The organism is Flavobacterium okayamense (assembly GCF_019702945.1).
GTDB lineage: Bacteria > Bacteroidota > Bacteroidia > Flavobacteriales > Flavobacteriaceae > Flavobacterium > Flavobacterium okayamense.
The window spans coordinates 823454-849502 of record NZ_AP024749.1 but is presented as its reverse complement, the minus strand read 5'-3'; the positions used below and the strand labels follow the sequence as shown (position 1 = coordinate 849502).

General features: G+C 31.1%; 24 protein-coding genes. 15 read left to right on the top strand and 9 right to left on the bottom strand.

The annotated features are described in order from the left end of the window. Positions 1 to 21 precede the first annotated feature (21 nt). Positions 22 to 2637, bottom strand: a complete 2616-nt coding sequence (locus KK2020170_RS03880; RefSeq protein WP_221259498.1) for a DEAD/DEAH box helicase family protein — start codon at positions 2635 to 2637, stop codon at positions 22 to 24. 45 nt (positions 2638 to 2682) lie between these two features. Here KK2020170_RS03880 and hemB point away from each other — a divergent pair, with 45 nt between their 5' ends. The 3 genes from hemB (at position 2683) to dprA (ending at position 5969) form a co-directional block, all read left to right on the top strand. Beyond that, positions 2683 to 3672 carry a porphobilinogen synthase gene (gene hemB, locus KK2020170_RS03875; protein ID WP_221259497.1) on the top strand — a complete coding sequence of 330 codons (990 nt, stop codon included), beginning with the start codon at positions 2683 to 2685 and terminating at the stop codon, positions 3670 to 3672. A 42-nt stretch (positions 3673 to 3714) separates the two neighbouring features. Next, positions 3715 to 4779, top strand: coding sequence for a CNNM domain-containing protein (locus tag KK2020170_RS03870; protein ID WP_221259496.1), 1065 nt, complete (start codon positions 3715 to 3717; stop codon positions 4777 to 4779). An 89-nt stretch (positions 4780 to 4868) separates the two neighbouring features. After that, positions 4869 to 5969, top strand: coding sequence for a DNA-processing protein DprA (gene dprA / locus KK2020170_RS03865; protein WP_221259495.1), 1101 nt, complete (start codon positions 4869 to 4871; stop codon positions 5967 to 5969). Positions 5970 to 6001: 32 nt separating this feature from the next. Here the strand turns inward: dprA and trpS are convergent, their stop codons facing one another. After that, positions 6002 to 6970, bottom strand: coding sequence for a tryptophan--tRNA ligase (gene trpS, locus KK2020170_RS03860; protein WP_221259494.1), 969 nt, complete (start codon positions 6968 to 6970; stop codon positions 6002 to 6004). 90 nt (positions 6971 to 7060) lie between these two features. On the opposite strand from trpS, the gene KK2020170_RS03855 reads away from it, so the two are divergent. Then, on the top strand, positions 7061 to 7786 hold the full coding sequence (locus KK2020170_RS03855) for a lysophospholipid acyltransferase family protein (RefSeq protein ID WP_221259493.1): 726 nt from the start codon (positions 7061 to 7063) through the stop codon (positions 7784 to 7786). Positions 7787 to 7872: 86 nt separating this feature from the next. On the opposite strand, the gene KK2020170_RS03850 is transcribed toward KK2020170_RS03855, so the two are convergent. The 4 genes from KK2020170_RS03850 to recA form a co-directional block, all read right to left on the bottom strand. Next, a complete protein-coding gene (locus KK2020170_RS03850; protein WP_221259492.1) occupies positions 7873 to 9582 on the bottom strand; it encodes a hypothetical protein in 1710 nt (569 codons plus the stop codon). A gap of 5 nt (positions 9583 to 9587) precedes the next feature. Then, positions 9588 to 10130, bottom strand: a complete 543-nt coding sequence (locus KK2020170_RS03845) for an RNA polymerase sigma factor (RefSeq protein ID WP_221259491.1) — start codon at positions 10128 to 10130, stop codon at positions 9588 to 9590. Positions 10131 to 10140: 10 nt separating this feature from the next. Then, entirely contained in the window at positions 10141 to 10548 is a 408-nt protein-coding gene (locus KK2020170_RS03840) for a lipoprotein (RefSeq protein ID WP_221259490.1), read from the bottom strand. A gap of 95 nt (positions 10549 to 10643) precedes the next feature. Beyond that, on the bottom strand, positions 10644 to 11645 hold the full coding sequence (recA, locus tag KK2020170_RS03835; protein WP_221259489.1) for a recombinase RecA: 1002 nt from the start codon (positions 11643 to 11645) through the stop codon (positions 10644 to 10646). Between the two features lie 205 nt (positions 11646 to 11850). On the opposite strand from recA, the gene trhO reads away from it, so the two are divergent. The 11 genes from trhO to KK2020170_RS03780 all read left to right on the top strand — a co-directional run bounded on the left by trhO (position 11851) and on the right by KK2020170_RS03780 (position 22759). Then, positions 11851 to 13218 carry an oxygen-dependent tRNA uridine(34) hydroxylase TrhO gene (gene trhO, locus KK2020170_RS03830; protein WP_221259488.1) on the top strand — a complete coding sequence of 456 codons (1368 nt, stop codon included), beginning with the start codon at positions 11851 to 11853 and terminating at the stop codon, positions 13216 to 13218. Continuing rightward, positions 13218 to 14459 (top strand): peptidase U32 family protein, encoded by a 1242-nt coding sequence (locus KK2020170_RS03825; protein ID WP_221259487.1) that lies wholly within the window; start codon positions 13218 to 13220, stop codon positions 14457 to 14459. The genes trhO and KK2020170_RS03825 overlap by 1 nt, the downstream gene beginning before the upstream one ends. Continuing rightward, entirely contained in the window at positions 14459 to 14689 is a 231-nt protein-coding gene (locus KK2020170_RS03820) for a ferredoxin (RefSeq protein WP_221259486.1), read from the top strand. The genes KK2020170_RS03825 and KK2020170_RS03820 overlap by 1 nt, the downstream gene beginning before the upstream one ends. A gap of 150 nt (positions 14690 to 14839) precedes the next feature. Next, positions 14840 to 16078, top strand: coding sequence for a PSP1 domain-containing protein (locus tag KK2020170_RS03815; RefSeq protein ID WP_221259485.1), 1239 nt, complete (start codon positions 14840 to 14842; stop codon positions 16076 to 16078). Then, positions 16059 to 16550, top strand: coding sequence for a gliding motility lipoprotein GldH (locus KK2020170_RS03810; protein ID WP_221259484.1), 492 nt, complete (start codon positions 16059 to 16061; stop codon positions 16548 to 16550). The genes KK2020170_RS03815 and KK2020170_RS03810 overlap by 20 nt, the downstream gene beginning before the upstream one ends. 1 nt (position 16551) lies before the next feature. Then, on the top strand, positions 16552 to 18828 hold the full coding sequence (locus tag KK2020170_RS03805; protein WP_221259483.1) for a penicillin-binding protein 1A: 2277 nt from the start codon (positions 16552 to 16554) through the stop codon (positions 18826 to 18828). A 31-nt stretch (positions 18829 to 18859) separates the two neighbouring features. Beyond that, the gene (locus KK2020170_RS03800; protein WP_221259482.1) at positions 18860 to 19558 is read left to right on the top strand and encodes a CoA transferase subunit A; all 699 of its coding nucleotides are present in this window, start codon (positions 18860 to 18862) and stop codon (positions 19556 to 19558) included. A gap of 113 nt (positions 19559 to 19671) precedes the next feature. Beyond that, positions 19672 to 20328: a CoA transferase subunit B gene (locus KK2020170_RS03795; protein WP_221259481.1), complete on the top strand. Its 657-nt coding sequence runs from the start codon at positions 19672 to 19674 to the stop codon at positions 20326 to 20328. Positions 20329 to 20405: 77 nt separating this feature from the next. After that, a complete protein-coding gene (locus tag KK2020170_RS03790) occupies positions 20406 to 20768 on the top strand; it encodes a four helix bundle protein (RefSeq protein ID WP_221259480.1) in 363 nt (120 codons plus the stop codon). A gap of 37 nt (positions 20769 to 20805) precedes the next feature. After that, on the top strand, positions 20806 to 21969 hold the full coding sequence (locus KK2020170_RS03785; protein ID WP_221259479.1) for a class I SAM-dependent rRNA methyltransferase: 1164 nt from the start codon (positions 20806 to 20808) through the stop codon (positions 21967 to 21969). Positions 21970 to 22048: 79 nt separating this feature from the next. Then, positions 22049 to 22759, top strand: coding sequence for a hypothetical protein (locus KK2020170_RS03780; RefSeq protein WP_221259478.1), 711 nt, complete (start codon positions 22049 to 22051; stop codon positions 22757 to 22759). A 32-nt stretch (positions 22760 to 22791) separates the two neighbouring features. Here KK2020170_RS03780 and KK2020170_RS03775 read toward each other — a convergent pair whose 3' ends face one another. From KK2020170_RS03775 to KK2020170_RS03765, 3 genes are all read right to left on the bottom strand, one after another. Next, positions 22792 to 23160 carry a hypothetical protein gene (locus tag KK2020170_RS03775; RefSeq protein ID WP_255567341.1) on the bottom strand — a complete coding sequence of 123 codons (369 nt, stop codon included), beginning with the start codon at positions 23158 to 23160 and terminating at the stop codon, positions 22792 to 22794. A 75-nt stretch (positions 23161 to 23235) separates the two neighbouring features. Then, positions 23236 to 24840, bottom strand: coding sequence for a fumarate hydratase (locus KK2020170_RS03770; RefSeq protein ID WP_221259476.1), 1605 nt, complete (start codon positions 24838 to 24840; stop codon positions 23236 to 23238). A gap of 81 nt (positions 24841 to 24921) precedes the next feature. Further along, a complete protein-coding gene (locus KK2020170_RS03765; protein WP_221259475.1) occupies positions 24922 to 26049 on the bottom strand; it encodes a DUF6438 domain-containing protein in 1128 nt (375 codons plus the stop codon).

Sequence of the window (26049 nt, the reverse complement as noted above, 5' to 3'; positions counted from 1 at the left end):
TTATATAAACTAAAGCTGTAATTAATTCCAAATTACAGCTTTTTTTGTGGTTTTTTCTTCACTATTACTAACATGAAACAGTCTAGCTTTTAAAAGCTCTTTTCTTCCATGGATATTTCTTGTGAAAATTATTTTAGAATCACCAACCCACCTTTTCCAGTTCTTTTCAAAAACCAAACAATTTTCTTTTTTGTCACCAAAAATTTCAGGAACAGAATAATAGTTTTCTACATTAAATTGTTTTCTAAAAACATTCGTTTTGATTAAGAGATATCTTGGATTTTGAATTGGAAGAATTAATTCTTCAAGTGCATTAATAAATATGGTGCTTTCATAATTAGAAACTCCTTTTATAGAAGTAATAACATCTCCTTCTGAATTTAAAAATGTACTTAATTCAATTTCATTTCTTTTAGTAAGTATGTATTCCTTTTCTAACATAGCATCTAAAAGCGCTTTACTAATTTTTTCTAAGTCTTTATGTAAATAGCCGAATTGAATATAGGACTTTATTGCTTTGTATGATTTATAACCAAAAGTTAATCCTAAACTAGTTAAAAGTGAATAAATGAAAAACAGAAAACCTTTTGTTAGCAAAACATTTAAGTTTTTAAGTAAGAATTGAGGCAAAAAAAGAGATAATCCTATTGTTAGTTCTATAGTTGAGTTTCTAACAGCATCTTTAAACCTTCTTTTCTTTTCAAATTTAAAGGGTGAGTTTCCGGGGTAATATTGTTTAATTTCTCTTGTTAAAGAACTACCTCTCAAAATAGCTTTATTCCAATCTTCTTTTAGGTCATTTCTTTTTCCAGCAATTTCAAAAACTTCTTTATTAAATTCATCTATATCTAAGTCTTTAAAATTTGATGGTAAATGTAAACGATCAATCCCGCTTTCAATATATATTGGTTTTTGATTTGATATTCCCACATAGGAATTAAATCTTTTTGAAAGCGTTTCAATGTCTTTTCCTCCTGATTCATCCGTCGGGTCTAAAGACACTAAATGCCAAATATTACCTGTTTTTTCTAAATTATTTTTTTGCGTTCTAATTGCTCTTCCTCGCATTTGGTTTGATGAAACAAATGAACCAACAAATGAAGCTAAAATTAAAGTATTTATAGATGGAGCGTCCCAACCTTCTCCTAACAAAGATTTAGTTCCAATTAATACTTTAACCTTACCTTTTTCAAAAAGGGTTGTAATGTAATTTACCAATTCATTTGATGTTGATTTCTCATTAACTTTTATAAAATCGTCTTCAAAATTAATGGATGAAAATGTTACGGATAAATCTTTTTCAAGATGCTCTTTCAATGATTTATGAATAACAACAAGAGAACCAGTAAGAATAGCTATATCTTGTTTCGGAATATTTCTTTTTAGAAAATGAAAAATTGGTACAACTCCTATTTTATTAATTTCAGATATATTATTATTCTCTAATTCTAAAAACTCCTTTTTAATATAATCTGTTAAAACAACCGCTCTTAGATTGTCTTGTAAACATTCTTGTTCAAATTTTAAAATTGACGTTATGCTTTCCAGTTTATTAACACTATTTGATAAATAGCGATATAAAGACTTAGAACCAACAAAATCTACTTGATTGTTTTCAAAACCATGAACGCGTTTTAAATTTTGTTCTAAACTTTCTAATAAAACTTCATCTTCTTCTAAATTTTTTCTATCATTAACTAAAATATTTTGCAAAAAAACTTGAGCCCATTTTATGTCAAAACTAGGAATTTCAAATTCTTCTTTATCATCAAAACCTAAAGTAAGAAAAAGAGACTTTGGGACTTCTTTCTTGCAATGATTTAGAAAAATTAAAAGTGAAGAAAAATATTCTGGATTAGTATAAATATCATTTGAATATAAGCTTGTTTTTTTTATAAATCTATGATTTTGTACAAACCCTATTAAGCCATCGTTTATTTCAAGAGAATCTATAAATTTTGAAATTTTTAACCTATAATTAGTAATGTGATTTATTTCAACATCGCTTGGTTTAGAAAAGTATATAAAATCTTGGTGAGGACATAAATCTCCTTCTTTTACTAAATCTGGCACAACAATTTCGTCATCAATATCGCCGCATAATTTAAAATATTTGTTAACTTCAATAGCCTCACTATCATAGGGAGGCGTTGCGGTTAAAGCTACTATAGTTTGTTTATGTAACTCCTTTAATTCATACAAACATTTCCACCATTCATTTTTTAAGTGATGCGCTTCATCTAAAATTATAACTTGAATATTATTCTCAAGAAAAAAATTAAAATAATCTTCTTTAGCTTTTGATTTTTTATAAAATGAATGTAACCCTTGGTATGTTTCTAAAATTACATCGGAAGGTGATTTAATATCAAATGATATGGAATTAAATTTATTATTTTCATCAAAAAACCCTTTTAATCTATCAAACCATTGATTTTTAATGGTAAGTGTTGGTGCTAAGATTAAAGTTTTTTTATTTAATCTACGCATAACTTCAATTCCTAAAATAGTTTTCCCTGATCCTGGAGGAGCAATTACATGTAAGTGGTTATCATCAATATGTTTTTCAAAATTATCTAGAAATATTTTCTGATAGTTTCTCCAATTGTAACAAAACTTTAGCTCTTTAAATGGCATAGACTACCCTTATATTTTTTAACTTTGCTTCAAATATAACTCAAAATGTTCCCATTACGAAGAAATAGAAGATTAAGAACAAACGAAAGCATTCGTTCATTAGTTCGTGAAACTGTTTTAACACCAAATGATTTTTTAGTGCCACTTTTTGTAGTGGAAGGAAAAGGGGTAAAAGAAGAAATTCCATCCATGCCAAATTACTTTAGATACAGTTTAGATTTACTAGAAAAAGAAGTAAAAGAACTTTGGGCAATGGGTTTAAAATCAGTTTTAGTATTTGTAAAAGTTCCCGATAATTTAAAAGACAATAAAGGCACGGAAGCGCTAAATCCAAATGGATTAATGCAACGCGCTGTAAAAGTGATAAAAAATGCTGTTCCAGAAATGATTGTTATGACTGATGTGGCATTAGATCCTTATTCTTCTTTTGGACATGATGGAATTATTGGAAACGGACAAATTTTAAACGATGAAACTTCAGCTGTTTTAGCTGAAATGGCCTTATCTCATGCACAAGCTGGTGCTGATTTTGTTGCCCCAAGTGATATGATGGATGGACGTATTTCAGCAATTCGCGAATTATTAGAAGACGAAGGATTTTACAACACAGGCATAATGAGTTATAGCGCTAAATATGCTTCGGCACATTATGGCCCGTTCCGTGATGCTTTAGATTCTGCTCCAGTTGATTTAATTGATATCCCTAAAGACAAGAAAACATATCAAATGGACTATCATAATCGTTTTGAAGCCATTCGTGAAACGGAAATGGATATTAATGAAGGTGCCGACATTGTAATGGTAAAACCCGGCATTTCTTATTTAGACATCCTTCGCGAAATCAAAGATGCCGTTGATGTTCCTGTTGCAGTTTATCAAGTATCTGGCGAATATGCCATGATTAAAGCTGCTGCCGAAAAAGGTTGGCTTGATCACGATGCTATCATGCTCGAACAAACTACAGCATTTAAAAGAGCAGGAGCAGATATTATTGCTAGTTATTTTGCGAAAGATATCGTTAAGCTTTTGAAATAATTTGAAAATTGAGTATTTTAGTTCTTAGCTAATTAATTCTAAATGACACTTTTAATTTTATACGCCACAGTTTCAATTTTCTTTTCATTTCTATGCTCAATACTAGAAGCTGTTTTGCTTAGTGTTACTCCTACTTTCTTAAACGTAAAAAAACAAGAAGGAAGAATTTTTGCATCACAACTGGAAGAATTAAAGTCAGATATTGACAAGCCGTTAATCACTATTTTAACGTTGAATACTGTTGCACATACTGTAGGTGCAATACTAGTTGGTGTTCAGGCTGAAAAAGCTTTTGGAGATGGTAATAATGCCGTTGCCATCGTTTCTTCAATAATGACATTTTTAATTTTAATTCTTTCCGAAATTATTCCTAAAACAATTGGTGCAAAATTTTGGAAACAATTAGCACCTTTTACTACAAGAACTTTACAAATTTTAATTTTCCCGTTAAAAATAACCGGAATACTTTGGTTGCTTCAATTAACTACAAAATTAATTGGCGGTTCGGCACATACTACTATGGTTAGTAAGGAAGATTTCAACACCATGGCAACCATTGCAGAAAAAGAAGGTGTTTTTAAAACTTCAGAATCTATAATTTTAAAAAATCTTTTGTCTTTAGATCAAGTTTTAGCAAAAGAAATTATGACACCTAGGACAGTTGTTAAAATCGCAGACGCCAATTCAACAATTCAAGACTTTTATAGTGAAAATAAAAATATTCGGTATTCTAGAATTCCTATCTATTCCGAAAATCAAGACAATATTATTGGTATTGTTTTACGAACAGATATCTTAAATGCAATTATTACAGGTACAGGTAAAGAAAAACTGGAAACCATTAAAAGACCTATTTTACTTTCAAAACGATCACAACCTATTCCAATTTTATTTGAACAACTTATTCAAACCAAGAATCACATGGCCATTATTGTTGATGAATATGGTTCATTTAACGGATTAGTTACACAAGAAGATGTAATAGAAACGCTTCTAGGTCTTGAAATTATGGATGAAAGTGACTCTGTTGAAGATTTACAACAATTGGCTCGTAAAAACTGGGAAAAACGAGCTAAAGGTTTAGGATACTCTAAAGACGAAGAATAAATCATCTGATACGATTTTCTATTTGAGTTTTTCAAAAGAAAGTGTACATTTGTTTTAGAAATTTATACGCCAAATAATTATTATACGCCATGCAAAAGAACGATTTGTTCTTCACACTCGCTTTGTTGCAAGTGGAAGGAATAGGTGATGTTATTGCCAAAAAACTACTCAAAAACTTTGGTTCAGCTGAAGAAATTTTCAAAGCTAAAAAAACTGATTTAGCTAAGATTGATGGAATAGGTAAATCTATTCTTTCTAACTTAAAAAATCCAACTATTTTTAATCTTGCTGAAACAGAACTCGATTTTCTAGAAAAAGAAAATATAACTTCTTTGTATTTTCAAAACGAGAATTATCCCGAACGTTTGAAACATTGTATTGATGCGCCTGTTTTACTTTTCCAATCAGGAATAATTGATTTATCAAATCCTAAAATAATTAGTATTGTTGGTACACGAAACATTACTACATACGGAACCGAATTTACTAAAAATTTTATTGAAGAATTAGCTCCTTTAAATCCAATAATAGTAAGTGGTTTTGCTTATGGAGTTGATATTGTTTCACATCAAGCAGCTATAGAAAACAACTTACAAACAATAGGTGTTTTAGCACATGGATTAAACCAAATATATCCTAAAAACCATAAAAAGTATATGGCTAAAATGGAACAAAACGGTGGTTTCTTGACCGAATTTTGGACACATTCAAAACCTGACAGGGAAAATTTTGTGAAACGCAATCGTATTGTAGCTGGGATGAGTGAAGCTACTATTGTAATTGAAAGTGCAGAAAAAGGTGGTTCCTTAATTACAGCTAATTTAGCCAACGATTACAATCGGGAAGTTTTTGCCTTACCGGGAAGGAGCAATGATAAATTGAGTCAAGGTTGTAACAACCTCATCAAAACACAACGCGCCCAATTAATTACATCAGCAGCTGATTTAGTATATCATTTGAATTGGGAAGTCAAGAAAAAAGAATCGAAAACTATTCAAAAACAGTTATTTGTTTCACTTGATGAAAACGAACAAAAAATCTATAATTTTCTTCAAAATGGAAAAGAACTACTTGACATTATTTCAATTGAATGCGATATTCCAATATTTAAACTTTCGGGCATTTTACTCAACATGGAACTCAAAGGAATAATAAGACCTTTACCTGGAAAGATTTTTGAAATTATATAAAAAAAGGAACTCAATTGAGTTCCTTTTACTTTTTAATATCCTAATTTTACACGAACACGTTCTAAAACGCCATTTGCAATTTTACTTGCTTTTGAAGCGCCTTCTTGAAGCAATTCATCTAATTCTTCAAGATTATTCATATAGTAATTATATTTTTCTCTTTCCGTTGCAAAACGCTCTAAAATTAACTCATATAAAGCTTGTTTCGCATGACCGTAACCATAACCGCCAGCTAAATAATTAGTTCTCATTTCAGCAACTTGTTCAGGCGAAGCCAATAATCGGTATAATGCAAAGCAATTACAAGTATCAGGGTTTTTAGGTTCTTCAAGTGGCGTACTATCTGTTTGAATAGCCATGATTTGCTTGCGTAACTTTTTATCGTCTTCAAAAATGTTGATATAATTATTGCGAGACTTACTCATTTTCTCACCATCAGTACCTGGAATAATCATCACATTTTCATCGATTTTAGCATCAGGCAACACAAACGTTTCTCCCATTTGATGATTGAATCGAGAAGCTACATCACGTGTAATTTCTAAATGTTGTAATTGATCTTTCCCAACAGGAACAAATTCAGCATCATATAATAAAATATCGGCCGCCATTAACATTGGATACGTAAACAATCCAGCATTTACATCATCTAAACGATCAGCTTTATCTTTAAACGAATGTGCTAAAGTTAGGCGCTGAAATGGAAAAAAACAACTTAAATACCAAGACAATTCAGTTACTTGAGGCACATCACTTTGGCGGTAAAAAATCACTTTTTCTGTATCTAAACCACACGCTAGCCAAGTTGCAGCAACACTATAAGTATTCGCTCTTAGCGATTCACCATTTTTAATTTGAGTAATTGAATGTAAATCGGCAATGAATAAAAATGATTCATTACTCGGGTTTTTAGTCATTTCAATAGCTGGTAAAATTGCCCCCAATAAGTTTCCTAAATGCGGTGTTCCCGTACTCTGAATTCCTGTAAGTATTTTTGCCATTTCTATAAATATTTTTGCAAAAATAAGATTTTGCTTTCAGAAAAACGATAATTTAATTTTGTTTACTTTTGGATTACTAAACATAATTGGATGAAATATTTATTTTGGATTGTTTGGCGTATTTGGTTTTACATCTTGGTGATGATTCCTATAATCGTTATGTTTCCTGTTTTATTAATTTTAGTGAGTTCAGAAAGTACTTATCCTCAATTTTTTAAAGTAGCTAGATCTTGGGGTAAATTTGTTTTATGGGGAATGGGCTTTTATTACAAAATTGAATTTGAGCAACCTTTAGAAAAAGGGAAAAGTTATATGTTAATTGCCAATCATACTTCTATGACAGATATTATGTTAATGTTAATAGTTGTAAAACATAATCCGTTTGTTTTTGTTGGTAAAAAAGAGTTGTCTAAATTTCCAATTTTTGGTTTCTTCTATAAGAGAGTTTGTATAATGGTAGATAGAAGTAGTAGTAAAAGTAGATATCAAGTTTTTGAAAGAGCTCAGAAGCGCTTGCAACAAGGCCTTAGTATTTGTATTTTTCCTGAAGGTGGTGTTCCTGATGATGAAAGTATAATTTTAGATGAATTTAAAGATGGCGCTTTTCGTTTAGCAATTGAACATCAAATCCCTATTATTCCAATGAGTTTTATTGACAATAAAAAACGATTTCCTTTCCGATTTTTTAGTGGAAGACCAGGAAGAATGAGAGTTAAAGTTCATGCTCCAATACAAACAGAAGGCTATACATTAGAGCATAAACAACAAATAAAAGATCAAGCTAAAACTATAATTTTAAATGATTTAAAATATTAAAAAAGTCCCACTAAAGTGGGACTTTTTCAGTTTCACCTTTTTCAAGTAATGAAACAACTTAACTAAAATTTAAACTTACATAAGAATTAAAAATTAAAACTTAATCCTGTGTAAAGACCAACTATATATGGCTTAAAGTTGCCTGAACTTTCGCTAAAAGTATTAAACTGATATTTTAACATAGGTTGGAAGTTTGCGTTAAAAGATTTCCAAAAAGTATATCTAAAACCTAAACCAACATTTCCACTGAAATGTACATTGTTTAAATTTTTTGCTTCTCCAATCTCCATTTCAATCCCATTTGATTTTAAAGAGACTGAATTATCTTGAAGAAAAAGAGTACTCATCCCTCCTATTACATTTATTCCGAATTTACTATCTACTACTTTATAACTTAATTCTAATGGAACTTCAATGTACTTCAATTGCTGATTTAATTCTCCATTATATTTAGACACAATATCTCCCGAAAGGGTAACAGCATCAATGTCATTTTTAGCTTCACTTTGAACACTTATCATTCTTCCAGCCTCATTCGTTTCAACATTTTTAAGTTGTTTTGCATTAACATCTTGATAAAAAACTACATCGTTAACATTATAACTTAAATTAAAAGTATTTAAACCTGATCTTAGTGAGAATTTTTTACTCAAATTATATTCAGCACCTACACCATAACTTATTGATGTTTGATAGGATTTATCACTTGATTCAAACTCATCATCTAAAGGAGAGCCTTCAGAAAACGAATTGAAATAAACGGGTGCTACATTTGTACTAACCACCCATCTATTTCTCTTCTCTTTTTCTTTTTCATCAGCATTCTTTCCCTCTTCTTTCTCTTTCAGCAATTTTTCAAGTTCATTTTCTTTTTCCGTTTCGACAGAAACAACTTGATTACTATCTTCAGTTTCTTCAGCATTTACAGCCAAAACTTCTTTAATTTTCAATGTGTCAATTAATGCAAAATCAACATTATTTTGATTAGATTTGTTGTCAACAACAATATTTGAATTTGTAGACTCAGGAATTAATTTTTCTACTGATTTTAAAACAATACTATTATTATTGTTTTCTTCTAATAACTTTTCAAAAATAGAGTTGTTGCTTTCTTGAGTTTTAACATTTGCTGATAACGCATTTTTTTCATTTTCTATAAGTACCTCTGTATTCCTAAAATCTAGATTATTTTTCTTGTTTTTTGAAGATTTGTTTCCTTCGGCAACAACAAATTCTGATTTAGAATTAGAAATCAAATCAGTTGAATTTTCATTAAATTTATTTGATTTATTGTTAGCTTTTTTATCAATCAATTTATAATTAGTACTACCAAAAACCAAATTGTCATCGGAATTAATCTTTTGATTTCCAGAGGACAATTCCTTAATTTTTGAGTTTGTGTTGTTATCAGTAACTACTTCATTCGTTCTTATTATAGTAGTAGTATTACCTTCAGGATTAGCTTCTTTAACAAATTCAGATGAGTTAGATTCAGAATTAATTGAATTAGTTTTATTCTCTTCTATATGATTATCTTGAATAACGACTGAATTGTCATTATTAAATTCAAGTGTATTTTGGTTTTTGTTTATATTTTTATTAAACAAAAGTCCAATACTCACTATTAAAACTGCTGCTATTCCCGAAGACTTCAACCAAAAAGGTATAACTCTTCTTTTATTTTTCTTATTTTGTAAACGTTTTTCAATATTTTCCCAAGCATCAATTGGAGGCATTGCCTCAAAATCCTTAAATTTTTCTTGAAAAAGTCGTTCAATTTTTTTATTTTCTTTCATCTTCTTTATTTTGCTTTTGAACCAAAACTATTTTTATAGCTTTCAATTTTTTCTTTTAAAATAGTTTTAGCTCGTGCTAAATTTGATTTAGATGTGCCTTCATTTATAGTTAACATCTCTGCGATTTCTTTGTGTGAATAACCGTCAATTACATACAAATTGAAAACTAATCTATATCTATCAGGAAGTTCCTGAATAATTCTAACTAAAAAATCCATAGATATATTTTCATCATCAATTTCTACTTCATCATTCTCGGGTAATTGTTCTGAAACAATCTCAAATATTCTTTTATCTCTGTATTGTTGTAATATATAATTTATCACTACCCTTTTTGCCCAACCTTCAAATGAGCCTTTAAACTGAAACTTTTCAATTTTATCAAAAATTAACAGAAAACCTTCTTGTAAGTTATCTTGAGCTTCCTCATAATTACGAGAGTATTTAAGACAAACAGCAAATATTTTTGGACTTAATAGCCTATATACTTGTTCCTGTGCCTTTCTATTTCCTTTCTTACAATCATTTATGATTTGCTCTAGTATCAAACTTTACATATTAGTTTACTTCTACATCATATTCTAAAAATTCATCTTGTCCATCAGAATTTACACCCAACCAAAACTTAAAATGATATGTTGTTATTTCAGTTGGTTTAAAATTTAAATAAACCTCATAAGGGCCTTCCTCACTTGCATCTAAACAATTATTCTCATTAAGTTTTACAAAACTAATCGCTACTGTTCTTGTGTAATCTTCAGCATTGTAATACAGTCCATTGTAAAGGTGACATGTTGTTGGTCTTCTATACTTAATAAGAATAGGATTTACCTCGTTAATATTAAATTCAGTTGGCATAACTACATCCTCTACAGGCAATAAAACATATTCGTTTTTTGGTTCATCATCTAAATTACAAGATGTCAGAACTAAAAGTAAACTTAACAAAAAAAATATTTTTTTCATTTCTTCGGGGTATTTACAGTTTTAAGATGCGTTTTTCTTTAAAAGGTTGCGTTAATTTAATAAAAAAATCCCGAAAAAATTTTCGGGATTTAATTTTAAGCTTGTGCTTTAAGGTATTCTTTTATCTTTTCTTCTAGTTCATCCATTAATTCTGGATTATCTTTTATCAATGATTTAACAGCGTCTCTACCTTGACCTAGTTTAGTGTCTCCATAGCTAAACCATGATCCACTTTTCTTTATAATCTCATAATCAACAGCTAAATCTAGGATTTCTCCCACTTTAGAAACGCCTTCTCCATACATAATGTCAAATTCAGCCGTTCTAAAAGGTGGAGCAACCTTATTTTTAACAATTTTTACTTTTGCTCTGTTACCAATTACATTGTCACCATCTTTAATTTGAGATGATTTACGAATATCAACACGAACTGAAGCATAGAATTTTAAAGCATTACCTCCTGTCGTTGTTTCTGGATTTCCAAACATTACACCAATTTTATCACGCAGCTGGTTGATGAAGAAAACCGTACAATTTGTTTTATGTATTGTTCCTGTTAACTTACGTAATGCTTGCGACATTAAACGAGCATGTAATCCCATTTTACTATCTCCCATGTCGCCTTCAATTTCACTCTTAGGCGTTAAGGCAGCAACCGAGTCAATAACAACAATGTCAACTGCTCCCGAACGAATTAAACTTTCAGCAATTTCTAAGGCTTGTTCACCATTATCAGGCTGAGAAATAATTAAGTTATCAATATCAACTCCTAATTTTTCTGCATAAAAACGATCAAAAGCGTGTTCTGCATCAATAAATGCTGCAATTCCACCGGCTTTTTGAGCTTCAGCAATGGCGTGTAAGGTTAACGTTGTTTTACCTGACGATTCTGGTCCGTAAATTTCGATGATTCTACCTTTTGGATATCCATTTACTCCAAGAGCAATATCTAATCCTAGAGAGCCTGAAGAAATAGTTTCTACTTCTTCTATGGCAGAATCTCCCATTTTCATTACAGTTCCTTTACCGTAAGTTTTGTCTAATTTGTCTAACGTTAATTGAAGGGCTTTTAATTTGGCATCTTTATCTGAACTCATAACATATATATTTTGCGTAAAAATAATTCTTTTTTTTATTAATTCATCGAAATGTTATTAACAACAAAAATAGAACCAACTAATTATAAATCAGTTGTTTCATTTACAAATAGTTACATTTTTTACTTCAAAAAATAGCTGTATATTTGCAACCGAATTTTTCCATTTAAAATTCAAAATTAATTTCTCACTTAAAAGTTATAGCATGCAACTGTACAACACTTTAAGCGCAGAAGAACGTGCCCGTTTAATCGATGAAGCGGGAAAAGAAAGAATCACACTTTCGTTCTATGCGTATGCCAAAATTGAAAACCCACAACAGTTTCGCGACGATTTATTTTTAGCTTGGAATCCTTTAGAAGCTCTTGGTCGAATTTATGTTGCTCATGAAGGAATTAATGCTCAAATGAGTGTTCCTGCCGATCAATTTGAAGCGTTCAGAAATACTTTAGAACAATATGATTTCATGCGTGGCATTCGATTAAATGTGGCTCGCGAACAAGACGATCATTCTTTTTTAAAGTTAACCATAAAAGTACGTCATAAAATCGTTGCGGATGGATTAGACGATGCTACTTTTGATGTAACCAATAAAGGAATTCACTTAAAAGCGAATGAATTCAATCAATTATTAGAAGATCCAAATACCATTGTAGTCGATTTTCGTAACCATTATGAAAGTGAAGTTGGACATTTTAAAGGCGCTATCACTCCAGATGTAGATACATTTCGTGAAAGTTTACCTATCATTAATGACCAACTAAAAGACTACAAAGAATCAAAAAACTTATTGATGTATTGCACTGGAGGAATTCGTTGCGAAAAAGCTTCAGCTTATTTCAAACATCAAGGTTTTAAAAATGTATACCAGTTAGAAGGTGGTGTAATTGAATATGCTCGTCAGGTAAAAGCGGAAAATTTAGAAAGTAAATTCATTGGGAAAAATTTCGTTTTCGATAATCGTTTAGGCGAAAGAATTACCGACGATATCATTTCACAATGTCACCAATGCGGAAAACCATGCGATACTCATACCAATTGTGCTAACGACGGTTGTCACTTGTTATTTATTCAATGTGACGAATGTGCTACCAAAATGGATCATTGTTGTTCTACAGAATGTCAAGAAATCATTCATATGCCATTAGTGGAACAAATTAACTTACGAAAAGGACAAAGCAACAGCAATAAAATTTTCAAAAAAGGAAAATCTGAAGCTTTAAAATTCAAACATTCAGGTGCATTATCTGATGTTTCTTTAGCTAAAGCAAAACCAGAAAACGATTTAACTATTCGTCAAAAAATTGCTACTAAAAAAGTTTTAGTTGGTAATGGCGAACATTATTATTCTAAATCGCAAGTAGCCTTATTTTTACTTTCGAATAAAGAAATTGCACTTGGTGACTCTTTATTAATTTCAGGACCAACAACAGGCGAAGTTGAATTTACTTTGGAAAAAATGTTGGTTAATGGAACCGAAAATTCAACGGCTCAAGCAGGTGATAAAATCACTATTGAGTTGCCTTTTAAAATTAGAAAATCAGATAAACTATTTAAAATCACTAAGAAGTAATGACTACTACAGGAAAAATAGAATTAATGGCACCTGCTGGTAATTTTGAATCCTTACAAGCAGCTTTAGACAACGGATGTGATTCTGTTTATTTTGGTGTAGAGCAATTAAATATGCGTGCACGCGCTTCTATCAATTTTGTCTTAGACGATTTACCGGAAATAGCGCGCCGCTGCCAAGAAAAAAACGTTAGAACTTACTTAACTTTAAATACTATTATCTACGATCACGATTTGTCGATTGTAAAAACACTTTTAAACAAAGCAAAAGAAGCTAATATTACAGCAGTTATTGCTTCTGACCAAGCGGTGATTATGACAGCTAGAAGCATTGGCATGGAAGTTCATATTTCTACTCAAGTTAATGTAACCAATATTGAAACGGTTAAATTTTACGCCCTATTTGCCGATACTATTGTACTTTCTCGTGAATTAAGTTTACGACAAGTAAAAAAAATTACTGAACAAATTGAAAAAGAACAAGTCAAAGGTCCAAGTGGCAATTTAGTAGAAATTGAAATTTTCGGTCATGGTGCTTTATGTATGGCTGTTTCAGGGAAATGTTATTTGAGTTTACACTCACATAATTCTTCTGCAAACCGTGGCGCCTGCAAACAAAATTGTCGTAAAAAATATACTGTTATCGATCAAGAAACTGGTTTTGAAATTGAAATCGATAACGAATACATGATGTCGCCAAAAGATTTATGTACACTTGATTTCTTAGACCAAGTAATTGATACTGGAATTAAAGTTTTAAAAATTGAAGGTCGCGGTCGTGCTCCAGAATATGTAGCAACGGTTATCAAAACCTATAGAGAAGCTATTGACTCATACTATGATGGGACATTTTCGCAAGAAAAAGTAGCAGAATGGATGGAGGCCTTAAATACAGTTTATAACAGAGGTTTTTGGAGTGGTTACTATTTAGGACAAAAATTAGGCGAATGGAGTAAAGATCCAGGAAGCAATGCCACACAAAAGAAAGTATACATTGGAAAAGGAATGCATTATTTTCCTAAAGCTAGTATTGCTGAATTTAAAATTGAAGCTTACGACATTAAAAAAGGAGATAAAGTTTTAATTACAGGTCCAACAACAGGTGTACAAGAATTGGTCATCGAAGATATGATGGTAAATGATGAGACTTCTGAAAAAGCAACCAAAGGTGATAGTTTAACTGTTAAGTTGCCATTTAGAATTCGTTTGTCGGACAAAATGTATAAAATTGTAGAAGCTTAATGGTTATCATTACTTTACAACGAGATAAGTGTATTGGTTGCAATTATTGTGTTGAATTTGCCCCTAAACAATTCCAAATGTCTAAAAAAGACGGAAAAACGGTTTTGATGAAATCGGTCAATACTAAAGGATTTCATACGCTAAAATCACCCGATCATACCATTGTAGAAGCTTGTGAATTAGCCGAAAAAGCTTGTCCAGTCAATATTATTTCGGTTAAAGAAACATAAAGAAGTTATAAAAAATAATTTTTACAACCTGTTTTCGTTATTAATGAAAGCAGGTTTTTCTTTTCTAAGCATTAACAAATTTGTATTATCTTTACACTCAAAACACACTTTTGACAAGTAGTTCGAAAGAACGATCAACATATAAGAATTATGGCATGTAATAATTGTTCCACTGGAACTCAAGATGGAGTTCCAAAAGGATGTAATAATAAAGGTTCTTGTGGCACCGGAAGCTGCAATAAATTAACAGTATTCGATTGGTTGTCTAATATGAGTTTACCTCAAGGTCAAGAACAGTTCGATGTCGTTGAAATCCGTTTTAAAAACGGAAGAAAAGACTTTTATCGAAATACTGAGAAACTTTCGCTTTCAATGGGTGATATCGTTGCAACTGAAACCTCACCAGGACACGATGTTGGTATTGTTTCATTGGCTGGTGAATTGGTCAAGGTACAAATGAAGAAGAAAAACGTTGCGTTTAACGCCGAACTTCCAAAAGTCTACCGTAAAGCTTCTCAAAAGGATATTGATATTTGGAGCGAAGCCAGAAAAAAAGAAGAACCTGTTCGCATGAGAGCTCGAGAGCTTGCTATTGCTTTAAATCTTGAAATGAAAATTTCTGATGTGGAATTTCAAGGTGATGGGTCTAAGGCAACTTTCTACTATACTGCAAATGATCGTGTTGATTTTCGTCAACTAATTAAAGATTTCGCAAGAGAATTTAGTATTCGTATTGAAATGAAACAAGTTGGTTTCCGTCAGGAAGCTGCTCGTTTAGGCGGAATTGGATCTTGTGGACGCGAACTGTGTTGCTCAACATGGTTAACCGATTTTAGAAGTGTAAACACTTCTGCAGCGAGATACCAACAGCTTTCTTTAAATCCTCAAAAATTAGCGGGTCAATGTGGAAAATTAAAATGTTGTTTAAATTATGAATTAGACACGTATTTAGACGCTTTAAAAGATTTTCCAGATTTAGACACTAAACTTTACACTGAAAAAGGAAATGCTAACTGTCAAAAAGTTGATATTTTCAAAGGATTAATGTGGTTTAGTTATGAGAATCAAGCTTCATTTTGGCATGTTCTAACTACAGAACAAGTAAAAGAGATTTTAGCACTTAATGCAAAAAAGAAAAAAGTAGAAGCACTAGAAGATTTTGTTGTTGACATTCAAAAAGATGAACCAAAAAACTTCCAAAATGTAGTAGGCCAAGACGATTTAAATCGTTTCGACAAACCAACGAAGAAAAAAAGAAAAAGTAAAAAGCGTAAGCCTAACACAAGTGAGGGAACTAAACCAAACACTCCTAACACAAACACAAACAACAATAACAACAGAAATAAACCTTCAAATAAAAACCGAAACAATGGTCCTAAAAAACAATAATTATTGGTTTATAGTTTTCCTTTTTGTTTTGTTCGCTTCTTGCGATAAAAATCGTGTTTTCGATGAATATAAAGAACTTGATGGTTCTTGGTCCAAAAACGATACACTTCATTTCGAATTTGAACAAAACGATACTATTAATCCGTACAATTTGTTTTTAAACATAAGAAACAACAACGAATATCCGTTTAATAATTTATTCGTTATTGTGTCTCTTAAAAATCCAGAAAACGAAGTTAAGATAGATACTCTAGAATACCAAATGGCAAATGCAGATGGTTCGTTGATGGGAACTGGATTTAGTGATGTAAAAGAAAGTAAACTTTGGTATCAAGAAAACTTTGTGTTTAAAAAATTAGGTAAATATCAAGTAGATATTGTTCATGCTTTAAGAGAATCAAGAGAAATTAATGGTCTTGAAAAAGTAAACGGTGTTACTGAAGTTGGTTTTAGAATAGAAAAAACAAAATAATATGGCTACTAAAAAAGTTGAGAATCAAGATTTTTCAAAATACATTAAATGGTTTTGGAAATTATTTTTAGGAGGAATTGCCTTTATAATTTTATTATTTCTTTTTGCCTCTTGGGGACTTTTAGGCTACATGCCAAGTTTTGAAAAACTTGAAAATCCTGATTCAAACGTAGCAACAGAAATTATTTCTTCAGATGGTGAAGTTTTAGGTAAATTTTATGCTGAAAATAGAGTCCCGGTTAAATTTGAAGACTTATCTCCTAATCTTGTAAATGCTTTAGTAGCTACTGAAGACGAACGTTTTTATGAACATTCTGGTATTGATGCAAGAGGAACGCTTCGTGCTGTTGTTATGTTAGGTAGAGATGGTGGAGCAAGTACTATTACTCAGCAATTGGCCAAATTATTGTTTCATGGAGAGCGCTCAAAAAATAAAATTGTTGCAATAACTCAAAAAATTAAAGAATGGGTAATCGCAGTTCGCTTAGAACGTCAATATACCAAAAAAGAGATTTTAGCCATGTATCTAAACGAAGTTGATTTCGTTAATCATGCTATAGGTATTAATTCAGCAGCAAAAACTTATTTCAATAAAAATCAAAAAGATTTAACAATTGAAGAAAGTGCTGTAATAATTGGAATGTTAACCAATCCATCTCGTTTTAATCCTAATAGGTTTCCAGAGCGATCTACTACTCGAAGAAATGTTGTATTAGGTCAATTAGTCCGAAATGAAATCATAAACGAAAAAGAATTTGATTCGTTAAAAAAACTTCCAGTTATTTTAGACTTTAAGCCAGAAAGTCACAACGATGGTATTGCTACCTATTTTAGAGAATATCTTCGTGACTACATGAAAAAATGGGTAAAAGATCACCCTAAAGAAGATGGTACTGAATATGATATTTATCGTGATGGATTAAAAATATATGTAACTATAGACTCTAAAATGCAACAATATGCAGAAGAAGCTGTGGAACAACATTTGACGATACTTCAAAAGAAATTTTTTGATTTATCGAAAGGGAAAAAAAATGCGCCTTTCATAAACATTTCTAATGAAGAAACGGACAGAATATTAAAACGTGGTATGAAGTCTTCTGAAAGATGGCGTTTAATGAAAGAGGAAGGGAAATCAGAAGAAGAAATTATAAAATCATTCGATGTAAAACGAAAAATGAAAGTCTTCAGCTGGAAAGGCGAAAAAGACACTCTAATGACTCCTCTGGATTCTATTCGTTATTACAAGCATTTTTTACAAACTGGTATGATGGCAATGGAACCTCAAACTGGACATATAAAAGTTTGGGTTGGTGGTATCAATCAAAAGTATTTTCAATATGATCACGTAGGTCAAGGAGCACGTCAAGTTGGTTCTACTTTTAAACCCTTTGTTTACGCTACAGCCATAGAACAATTAGGCATGTCACCTTGTGACACTATTATTGATGGTCCTTTTACCATGCCAAAAGGGAAATGGGGTATTTCAGCTGCTTGGTCTCCAACAAACTCCGATGGAAAATATAAAGGAATGGTAACTTTGAGTCAAGGTTTAGCAAATTCATTAAACCCAGTGTCAGCTAAATTAATGGATAGAATAGGTCCAAAAGCTGTTATCAATATGGCTAGAGATTTAGGAGTAACTTCTGAAATTCCTGAACAACCTGCAATTGCATTAGGAGCGGTTGATATTACCGTAGAACAAATGGTAGGAGCATTTAGTACTTATGCAAATAAAGGTGTTTATATTAAGCCAACTTTCATTACACGCATTGAGGATAAAAATGGTATTGTTTTGGAGCAAATTATTCCAGAAAGCAAAGACGTAATGAATCAAGACGTTGCCTATGCCATTATAAAACTTTTAGAAGGTGTTACACAAAGTGGTACAGGTCAACGTTTACAATGGGGTGGTGTTAGCGGTTTAACGCAGTATGATTATAAGTTTTCCAATCCAATTGCTGGAAAAACTGGAACTTCTCAAAACAATTCCGATGGATGGTTTATGGGAATGGTCCCTAACCTAGCTACTGGGATTTGGGTAGGAAATGAAGATCGTTCGGCTCATTTTAGACAAACACAATTTGGTCAAGGCGCTTGTATGGCATTACCTATTTGGGGGCTTTTTATGGATAAATGTTATAAAGACAAAGATTTATCTGTATCTAAAGAAGCTTTTGAAAGACCTAAAGATTTATCAATACGTGTAGATTGTAATAAAAAAGTTGTAGACTCAACAAGTATTGAGGAACCTGGGATTGAAGAATTCGACTTTTGAAATTAAAAAAACAACAAACTAAATAATAATTATGATTTCTAGAAAAGTTAATACCGTGCAGGAAGCGCTTCAAGGAATTGAAAGCGGAATGACCATCATGTTGGGTGGTTTCGGACTTTGTGGTATTCCTGAAAATAGTATTGCCGAGCTAGTGCGTATGAATGTTAACAACCTAACTTGCATCTCAAACAATGCAGGTGTTGATGATTTCGGACTTGGTTTATTATTACAGAAAAGACAAATTAAAAAAATGATTTCTTCTTATGTAGGAGAAAATGCTGAGTTCGAACGCCAAATGCTTTCTGGTGAATTAGAAGTGGAACTAACACCTCAAGGAACATTAGCCGAAAAATGTCGCGCTGCACAAGCTGGAATCCCAGCCTTCTTTACTCCTGCTGGTTACGGAACTGAAGTTGCTGAAGGAAAAGAAGTTCGAGAATTCAATGGAAAAATGCACATTTTAGAACATGCTTTTAAAGCTGATTTCGCAATTGTAAAAGCATGGAAAGGTGATGAAGCAGGAAATTTAATTTTCAAAGGAACAGCACGTAATTTTAATGCGCCTATGGCAGGAGCTGGAAAAATTACAATAGCAGAAGTTGAAGAATTAGTTCCTGCAGGAACTTTAGATCCAAACGAAATTCATATTCCAGGAATTATGGTAAATAGAATTTTCCAAGGGGAGAAATTTGAAAAAAGAATTGAGCAACGAACAGTTCGAAAAAAGTAATCAGTTTTCAGTTTTTAGTATTCAGTAAAAACGTCAATTCGAGTGTTTTTTGTAGAGAATTACGAAACAAAAAATGTATCGAGAATTATTAATTAATTGACAAATTATTAGACATGTTAACAAAAGAAGATATAGCAAAACGAATTGCTAAAGAAGTAAAAGACGGTTACTACGTAAATTTAGGAATCGGTATTCCTACATTGGTTGCGAACTTTGTTCGTGAAGATATTTCAGTAGAATTTCAATCGGAAAATGGTGTTTTAGGCATGGGTCCGTTTCCTTTTGAAGGAGAAGAAGATGCAGACATCATTAACGCTGGAAAACAAACCATTACTACATTACCAGGCGCAAGTTTCTTCGATTCTGCTTTTAGTTTCGGAATGATTCGTTCTCAAAAAGTAGATTTAACAATTTTAGGAGCTATGGAAGTTTCTGAAAATGGAGATATTGCCAACTGGAAAATTCCAGGAAAAATGGTAAAAGGAATGGGTGGCGCTATGGATTTAGTAGCTTCTGCTGAAAATATCATTGTAGCGATGATGCACGTGAATAAAGCAGGAGAATCAAAACTATTAAAACGTTGTTCATTACCTCTAACAGGTGTTGGTTGTGTAAAAAAAATCGTTACAGAATTAGCGGTTTTAGAAGTAACACCTCAAGGTTTTAAATTATTAGAAACTGCTCCAGGAGTTACTGTTGAAGATGTTAAAAAAGCAACAGAAGGTACGTTAATTATTGAAGGAAATATTCCTGAAATGGATCTTAATTAGTCAATATGACAAATAGCCAATGTGTCAATTAGTTGTATGATTAATTGACACATTTTATTATAAAAACTTTTCACGCCATGATAACATTTCAAGAAAAATACAAAGACAATTTAATTCTTTTAAAGTCGTTTGATTTTGCTAAAAAGATTGTTCTATATTCTGAAGCTTTAGAAGAAAACAAAAAGTTTGTAATTGCAAATCAATTATTAAAATCAGGGACTTCAATAGGCGCAAATATTAAAGAGGCTCAAAACTCTGAAAGTAAAGCAGATTTTATTCATAAGATGAAAATTGCAATGAAAGAAGCTGAAGAAACTGAGTTTTGGTTATTCCTTTGTAATGAATTAGAAAATTATCCAAATACAGAAAGTTTACTATTAGAAGTTTTTGAAATTCTAAAAATCACTAATAAAATCATTTCTTCATCGAAAAAAAATTGACACATCGACACATTTTCAAATTGATATATCGTAATTTATGAATCCAAAAGTAATTTTAAAACAAGGTAAAGAAAAATCAATTCTAAGAAGACATCCGTGGGTTTTTAGTGGCGCTGTATATGGCGTTACTGAAGAACTAGAAGACGGACAATTAGTGGATGTTGTCGATAATAATCAAAAACATTTAGGCACAGGTTTTTTTAGTGATAGAGGAAGTATTGTTGTTCGATTATTGACTTTTGGAAAAGAGCAATTTACCGAAAACTTTTGGGTTGAAAAATTACAATGGGCTTGGGAATTAAGAACTAAATTATTAGATATAAACGAAACGGATGCTTTCCGAGTGATTCATGGTGAAGGTGATGGCATTCCTGGATTAATCATCGATTTTTATAATAATTGTTGGGTAATTCAAGCACATTCATCAGGCATTTATTTCCAAATGGAGAAAATTGCAAATGCTATTCAAAAAACTTTTGCTAAAAACTGCGATACGATTTACTGTAAAAGCTCAAGCACTTTACCCAATACAGGAACCGATTATTTTTTATTTGGAACCAAAGAAAGTACTATTGCGAAAGAAAATAACATTCAATTTCATGTGAATTGGGTGGAAGGACAAAAAACGGGATTTTTCCTTGATCAACGCGATAACCGAAAATTATTAGGTACTTTTTCAAAAGGTAAAAAAGTATTGAATACGTTTTGTTATACAGGTGGTTTTTCTATTTATGCAATGAGCGCTGGAGCAGAATTAGTCACTTCTGTTGATATTTCGCAAAAAGCAGTTGATTTAGCCGCACAAAATATGGAATTGAATTTCCCGAATTCAAACCACAAAGCAGTTGCAGATGATGTGTTTAATTTCATGAAAGAAAACCATCAGATTTATGATCTTATTGTTTTAGATCCGCCTGCATTTGCCAAAAACATCAAAAGCAAACACACCGCCACACAAGCATACAAACGCTTAAATATTGCCGGATTAAAAGCTTTAGCACCAAAAGGAATTTTATTCACGTTTTCTTGTTCGCAAGTAATCGATGATGTATTGTTTTACAATACTGTAGCCGCAGCAGCAATTGAAACTGGAAGAAATATTCGTGTGCTACACAAATTAGAACAAGGTCCAGATCATCCAACCAATATTTACCATCCAGAAGGACATTATTTAAAAGGATTGGTGTTGTATGTGGAATAATTCAGTAATCAGTGGTCAGTTTTTAAGTTTAGTTTGTCAATCCGTAGGAATTTTATAGAATTACTTTTAAAAATTTTTTATGATTAGAATTTTTAGTTTCTTCTTAATACTTTTCTTGTTTAGTTGTAAACAAAAAACGGAATTGGTTCAAGCTGAAATAAAGTCTTTTAATATGAAAATTGATTTAAGGCTTTACAGTGATAGCACATACGTTTTCAAAAGAATTTATGAATTTGATTCAATTAAAAATGAAACTTTAAAAGGTACGTTTAAGTTGATTAATGATTCTCTGTTTTGTTCTGGTGATTTCAATTTCAATGGTTTAATAATAAATAATTTTATTGAATCTATCGAAGAATATGAAAAATATGAAATTATAAATTCAAAAATTAATTCGAATTCAAAAATTGATTTTAAAAAATTCCCAACATATACAACTTTTACGTTTGATAAATCAAAGAATTATAATCATTTTGAAGAAACAGCTATTCCTTATGATTTAACTGAAAATGATTTACTTAAAATTGATTCAACACTTCTTAAATGCCTGAATGAAACAAAATATTTTGAAGGAATGGAACATACAAATAATTATTCCAAACAATGTATTGCAACACTTAACAAAAAAGGAGAAGTTCAAGTTTGGGTAAACTGTGCTTGTTCAGGAATTGCCAAAGATTTTTTTAAATATTATATAACAAATACTAAAGATGGTGGTCATTGTTACTTTAAATTAAAAATTAATTTAAGTACAAACAATTGTTATGACATTTCGGTAAATGGTTATTAAAAAAACCTGCAAAATTTTGCAGGTTTTTTTAATTAATTATTTTTAAATTCTTCAGTAAATGAATCGTCCCATTCAAAAGCATTAAGAATCCATCCTTTAGTTGATTTATAATAAGTAAACTTTAGTCTAATAGCACTCATTGAATATCTAACTAAATATGTTTCTCTAATTGCAATATCCGCTATTTTCTCTTCATTTACTTTTAAATAACCAATTGATTTTCCAAATCTAGATTCTATTAAATTTAAATATTTAATAGTCTTTTCTTCTAAAGCATCTAATTCATTTTTTGGTAGAGGCCAATATTCAGACAAATTATTAATGCCATTTGAAATCTTATTTTGACTAAAAAGCTCTGAAACATTTCTAGACAACTCTTCTGATTCAGAATTGTTTTTCAAAAATTTATTTTGACTAAAACAATTCAAGGAAAAAACACTAACTATAAATATAAATTTTAGTTTATTCATTTTAAGTTATTTTAAATTAGCGAAGAAATCATTTCCTTTATCATCGGTAATAATGAACGCAGGGAAATCTTTCACTTCAATTTTACGAACGGCTTCCATTCCTAATTCAGGGAAATCGACTACTTCAACCGAAAGAATATTCTCTTTTGCTAAAATAGCTGCTGGTCCGCCAATAGAACCTAAATAAAATCCGCCATACTTAGCACAAGCATCTGCAACTTGTTTCGAACGGTTTCCTTTGGCTAACATTACCATACTTCCGCCTGCAGCTTGAAATTCATCTACATAAACATCCATACGACCCGCAGTAGTTGGTCCAAAACTTCCTGAAGGCATTCCTTCTGGGGTTTTTGCAGGTCCTGCATAATAAACTGGGTGGTTTTTGAAATATTCTGGCATAGGTTGCCCAGCATCTAACATTTCTTTAATCTTAGCGTGTGCAATATCACGAGCAACGATTACTGTTCCGTTTAGTTTTAAACGTGTCTTAATAGGATATTTAGAAAGTTCTGCTAAAATATCAGCCATCGGACGATTTAAATCCACAATTACAGGATCTTCCAAATGTGGCGCTACTTCTGGTAAAAACTGAGCTGGATTGGTTTCCAATTGTTCTAAGAAAATTCCATCTTTAGTTATTTTTCCTTTGATATTTCTATCTGCTGAACATGAAACACCTAATCCTACAGGACAAGAAGCTGCGTGGCGTGGTAAACGAATTACTCGAACATCATGCACAAAATATTTTCCACCAAATTGCGCTCCTATTCCACTTTCGTGACAAATTTGTTGCACTTTTGCTTCCCATTCTAAATCGCGGAAAGCTTGACCTGCCATGTTTCCAGATGTTGGTAAATTATCATAATATCCTGCTGATGCTTTTTTAACAGCTGCTAAATTTGCTTCCGCAGAAGTTCCTCCAATTACCAAAGCCAAGTGATAAGGCGGACAAGCCGACGTTCCTAAATCTTTAATTTTAGCTTTGATGAATTCCGTCATTGATTTTTCATTCAACAACGATTTTGTTTGTTGGTACAAAAACGTTTTATTCGCCGATCCACCACCTTTTGCTAAGAATAAAAACTCGTATGAATTTCCTTTTTTCGCATAGATATCAATTTGAGCTGGTAAGTTTGAACCCGAATTTTTCTCCTCAAACATACTAATCGGTACAATTTGAGAATAACGTAAATTTCTTTTTTGGTACGTATTAAAAACACCACGCGATAAATATTCTGCATCATCAGCGCCTGTGTAGACATTTTCTCCTTTTTTTGCCATCACGATTGCCGTTCCTGTATCTTGACAAGAAGGTAATTGTTTGTCGATAGCTACTTTTGCATTTTGCAATAAATTGTAAGCAACAAATCGGTCGTTATCTGTTGCTTCAGGATCATTTAAAATGTTATGTAAACTTTGTAAGTGTTTTGTGCGAAGCATAAAAGAAACGTCAAACATGGCTTCTTCGGCTAGTAATTCTAAACCTTTTGGGTCTACTACTAAAATTTCTCTATCGCCTAATTTTTCAACTGTAACGTAATCAGAAGTTAATTTTTTGTATTGCGTATCGTCTTTTAAAATCGGATACGGATCTTGATATATAAAATCCATTGTGTGTTCGTTTTTTTAAGTGTTGTAAAGGTAAGTATTCTGAATTTTTTGATGAAAAATTTCTGTGGTTATTTGGTATATCTAATTATATCTATCTTCTTTTAAAATTGGATTTATTTCAATAAAGTTATAACCTAAATCAATTGTAAATGATGAATCATCTTTCTTTATAAATTTATAATACCTACCATCAGTTAATATTTTTTTAAAAGGCCCTTCACTATAAAAAGCTTTTACTTGCATCTCATATTTGGGTTCAAAGAAGATTTCAACTTCTTTACCCATACTCAATGAAACTTCAAGAAAATCTGATTCGGAATCTAGCAACCTCAAATTGCTATTTTCAAACTGCATTCCAAATAAATAATCATCTCCCAAGACTGAATAATATTTAATCTCGTCTAGCATGAATTGATATGCATAACTTAGTTCATTTATAACTGTTTTTAACTCTATTGGTGAAGTTAAATATGTTGAAATAGTTTTTACAACTTTCCCATTTTTAAAAAAGGAAATAGTATTTGATTGCCCGTCTGTAGCTGATAATTGATATGTCTTTTCAAACTTTTCTATGTCAATTTTATCAAAAATGTTAAAATAATAATCAACTTTATCTTGTGAAACTTTAGTTGCAATATTACCGTCAATAGTATTATAACCTTTGTTTTTAAAATAAAAATTTCCTTGTCTATCAATATATGTGAAATTAAAAGGACAATAACCTAAACAAGGACTTCTATCTACAACAACTGCATCATATTTTGTACTATTAAAATATTTATTATTAATTTTTTTTAAATTTAAAGTAACTTTATTCTTTAATTGAATTGATATTTTGTCAACATCAGATTTTAAAATTCTAATTGTGTCTTTTTTATTATCATTTTTATTATAAAAAATAAGCAAAGAATCCTTTAAGCTATATTTAGTTTGAGTTCCTAAATAATACAATGCGCTTGAAGAAGATTTATCAATTCTATTTGTAAGTTCTAAATAATCAAAGAAACCTGATTTAAATTCAATTATCGAATCATTTAGAATTTTAAAATTTGCGATATCATCAAATTCATCTTCAGCAAATAAATGATCTTTCCTATCTCCATAATCTATTATACTATCTAAAGTCCACTCACCTTTTAGAGAAATTTTTACTTCCTTTTCACAAGAAAAAAGAAAAATAGAAATTATTATTACTATAAAATTTTTCAT

Excerpts from the sequence above, each read along its gene's own strand:
- KK2020170_RS03880 (WP_221259498.1), bottom strand. The coding sequence starts at position 2,637 with ATGCCATTTAAAGAGCTAAAGTTTTGTTACAATTGGAGAAACTATCAG.
- hemB (WP_221259497.1), top strand. The coding sequence starts at position 2,683 with ATGTTCCCATTACGAAGAAATAGAAGATTAAGAACAAACGAAAGCATT.
- KK2020170_RS03870 (WP_221259496.1), top strand. The coding sequence starts at position 3,715 with ATGACACTTTTAATTTTATACGCCACAGTTTCAATTTTCTTTTCATTT.
- dprA (WP_221259495.1), top strand. The coding sequence starts at position 4,869 with ATGCAAAAGAACGATTTGTTCTTCACACTCGCTTTGTTGCAAGTGGAA.
- trpS (WP_221259494.1), bottom strand. The coding sequence starts at position 6,970 with ATGGCAAAAATACTTACAGGAATTCAGAGTACGGGAACACCGCATTTA.
- KK2020170_RS03855 (WP_221259493.1), top strand. The coding sequence starts at position 7,061 with ATGAAATATTTATTTTGGATTGTTTGGCGTATTTGGTTTTACATCTTG.
- KK2020170_RS03850 (WP_221259492.1), bottom strand. The coding sequence starts at position 9,582 with ATGAAAGAAAATAAAAAAATTGAACGACTTTTTCAAGAAAAATTTAAG.
- KK2020170_RS03840 (WP_221259490.1), bottom strand. The coding sequence starts at position 10,548 with ATGAAAAAAATATTTTTTTTGTTAAGTTTACTTTTAGTTCTGACATCT.
- recA (WP_221259489.1), bottom strand. The coding sequence starts at position 11,645 with ATGAGTTCAGATAAAGATGCCAAATTAAAAGCCCTTCAATTAACGTTA.
- trhO (WP_221259488.1), top strand. The coding sequence starts at position 11,851 with ATGCAACTGTACAACACTTTAAGCGCAGAAGAACGTGCCCGTTTAATC.
- KK2020170_RS03825 (WP_221259487.1), top strand. The coding sequence starts at position 13,218 with ATGACTACTACAGGAAAAATAGAATTAATGGCACCTGCTGGTAATTTT.
- KK2020170_RS03820 (WP_221259486.1), top strand. The coding sequence starts at position 14,459 with ATGGTTATCATTACTTTACAACGAGATAAGTGTATTGGTTGCAATTAT.
- KK2020170_RS03815 (WP_221259485.1), top strand. The coding sequence starts at position 14,840 with ATGGCATGTAATAATTGTTCCACTGGAACTCAAGATGGAGTTCCAAAA.
- KK2020170_RS03810 (WP_221259484.1), top strand. The coding sequence starts at position 16,059 with ATGGTCCTAAAAAACAATAATTATTGGTTTATAGTTTTCCTTTTTGTT.
- KK2020170_RS03805 (WP_221259483.1), top strand. The coding sequence starts at position 16,552 with ATGGCTACTAAAAAAGTTGAGAATCAAGATTTTTCAAAATACATTAAA.
- KK2020170_RS03800 (WP_221259482.1), top strand. The coding sequence starts at position 18,860 with ATGATTTCTAGAAAAGTTAATACCGTGCAGGAAGCGCTTCAAGGAATT.
- KK2020170_RS03795 (WP_221259481.1), top strand. The coding sequence starts at position 19,672 with ATGTTAACAAAAGAAGATATAGCAAAACGAATTGCTAAAGAAGTAAAA.
- KK2020170_RS03790 (WP_221259480.1), top strand. The coding sequence starts at position 20,406 with ATGATAACATTTCAAGAAAAATACAAAGACAATTTAATTCTTTTAAAG.
- KK2020170_RS03785 (WP_221259479.1), top strand. The coding sequence starts at position 20,806 with ATGAATCCAAAAGTAATTTTAAAACAAGGTAAAGAAAAATCAATTCTA.
- KK2020170_RS03780 (WP_221259478.1), top strand. The coding sequence starts at position 22,049 with ATGATTAGAATTTTTAGTTTCTTCTTAATACTTTTCTTGTTTAGTTGT.
- KK2020170_RS03770 (WP_221259476.1), bottom strand. The coding sequence starts at position 24,840 with ATGGATTTTATATATCAAGATCCGTATCCGATTTTAAAAGACGATACG.
- KK2020170_RS03765 (WP_221259475.1), bottom strand. The coding sequence starts at position 26,049 with ATGAAAAATTTTATAGTAATAATAATTTCTATTTTTCTTTTTTCTTGT.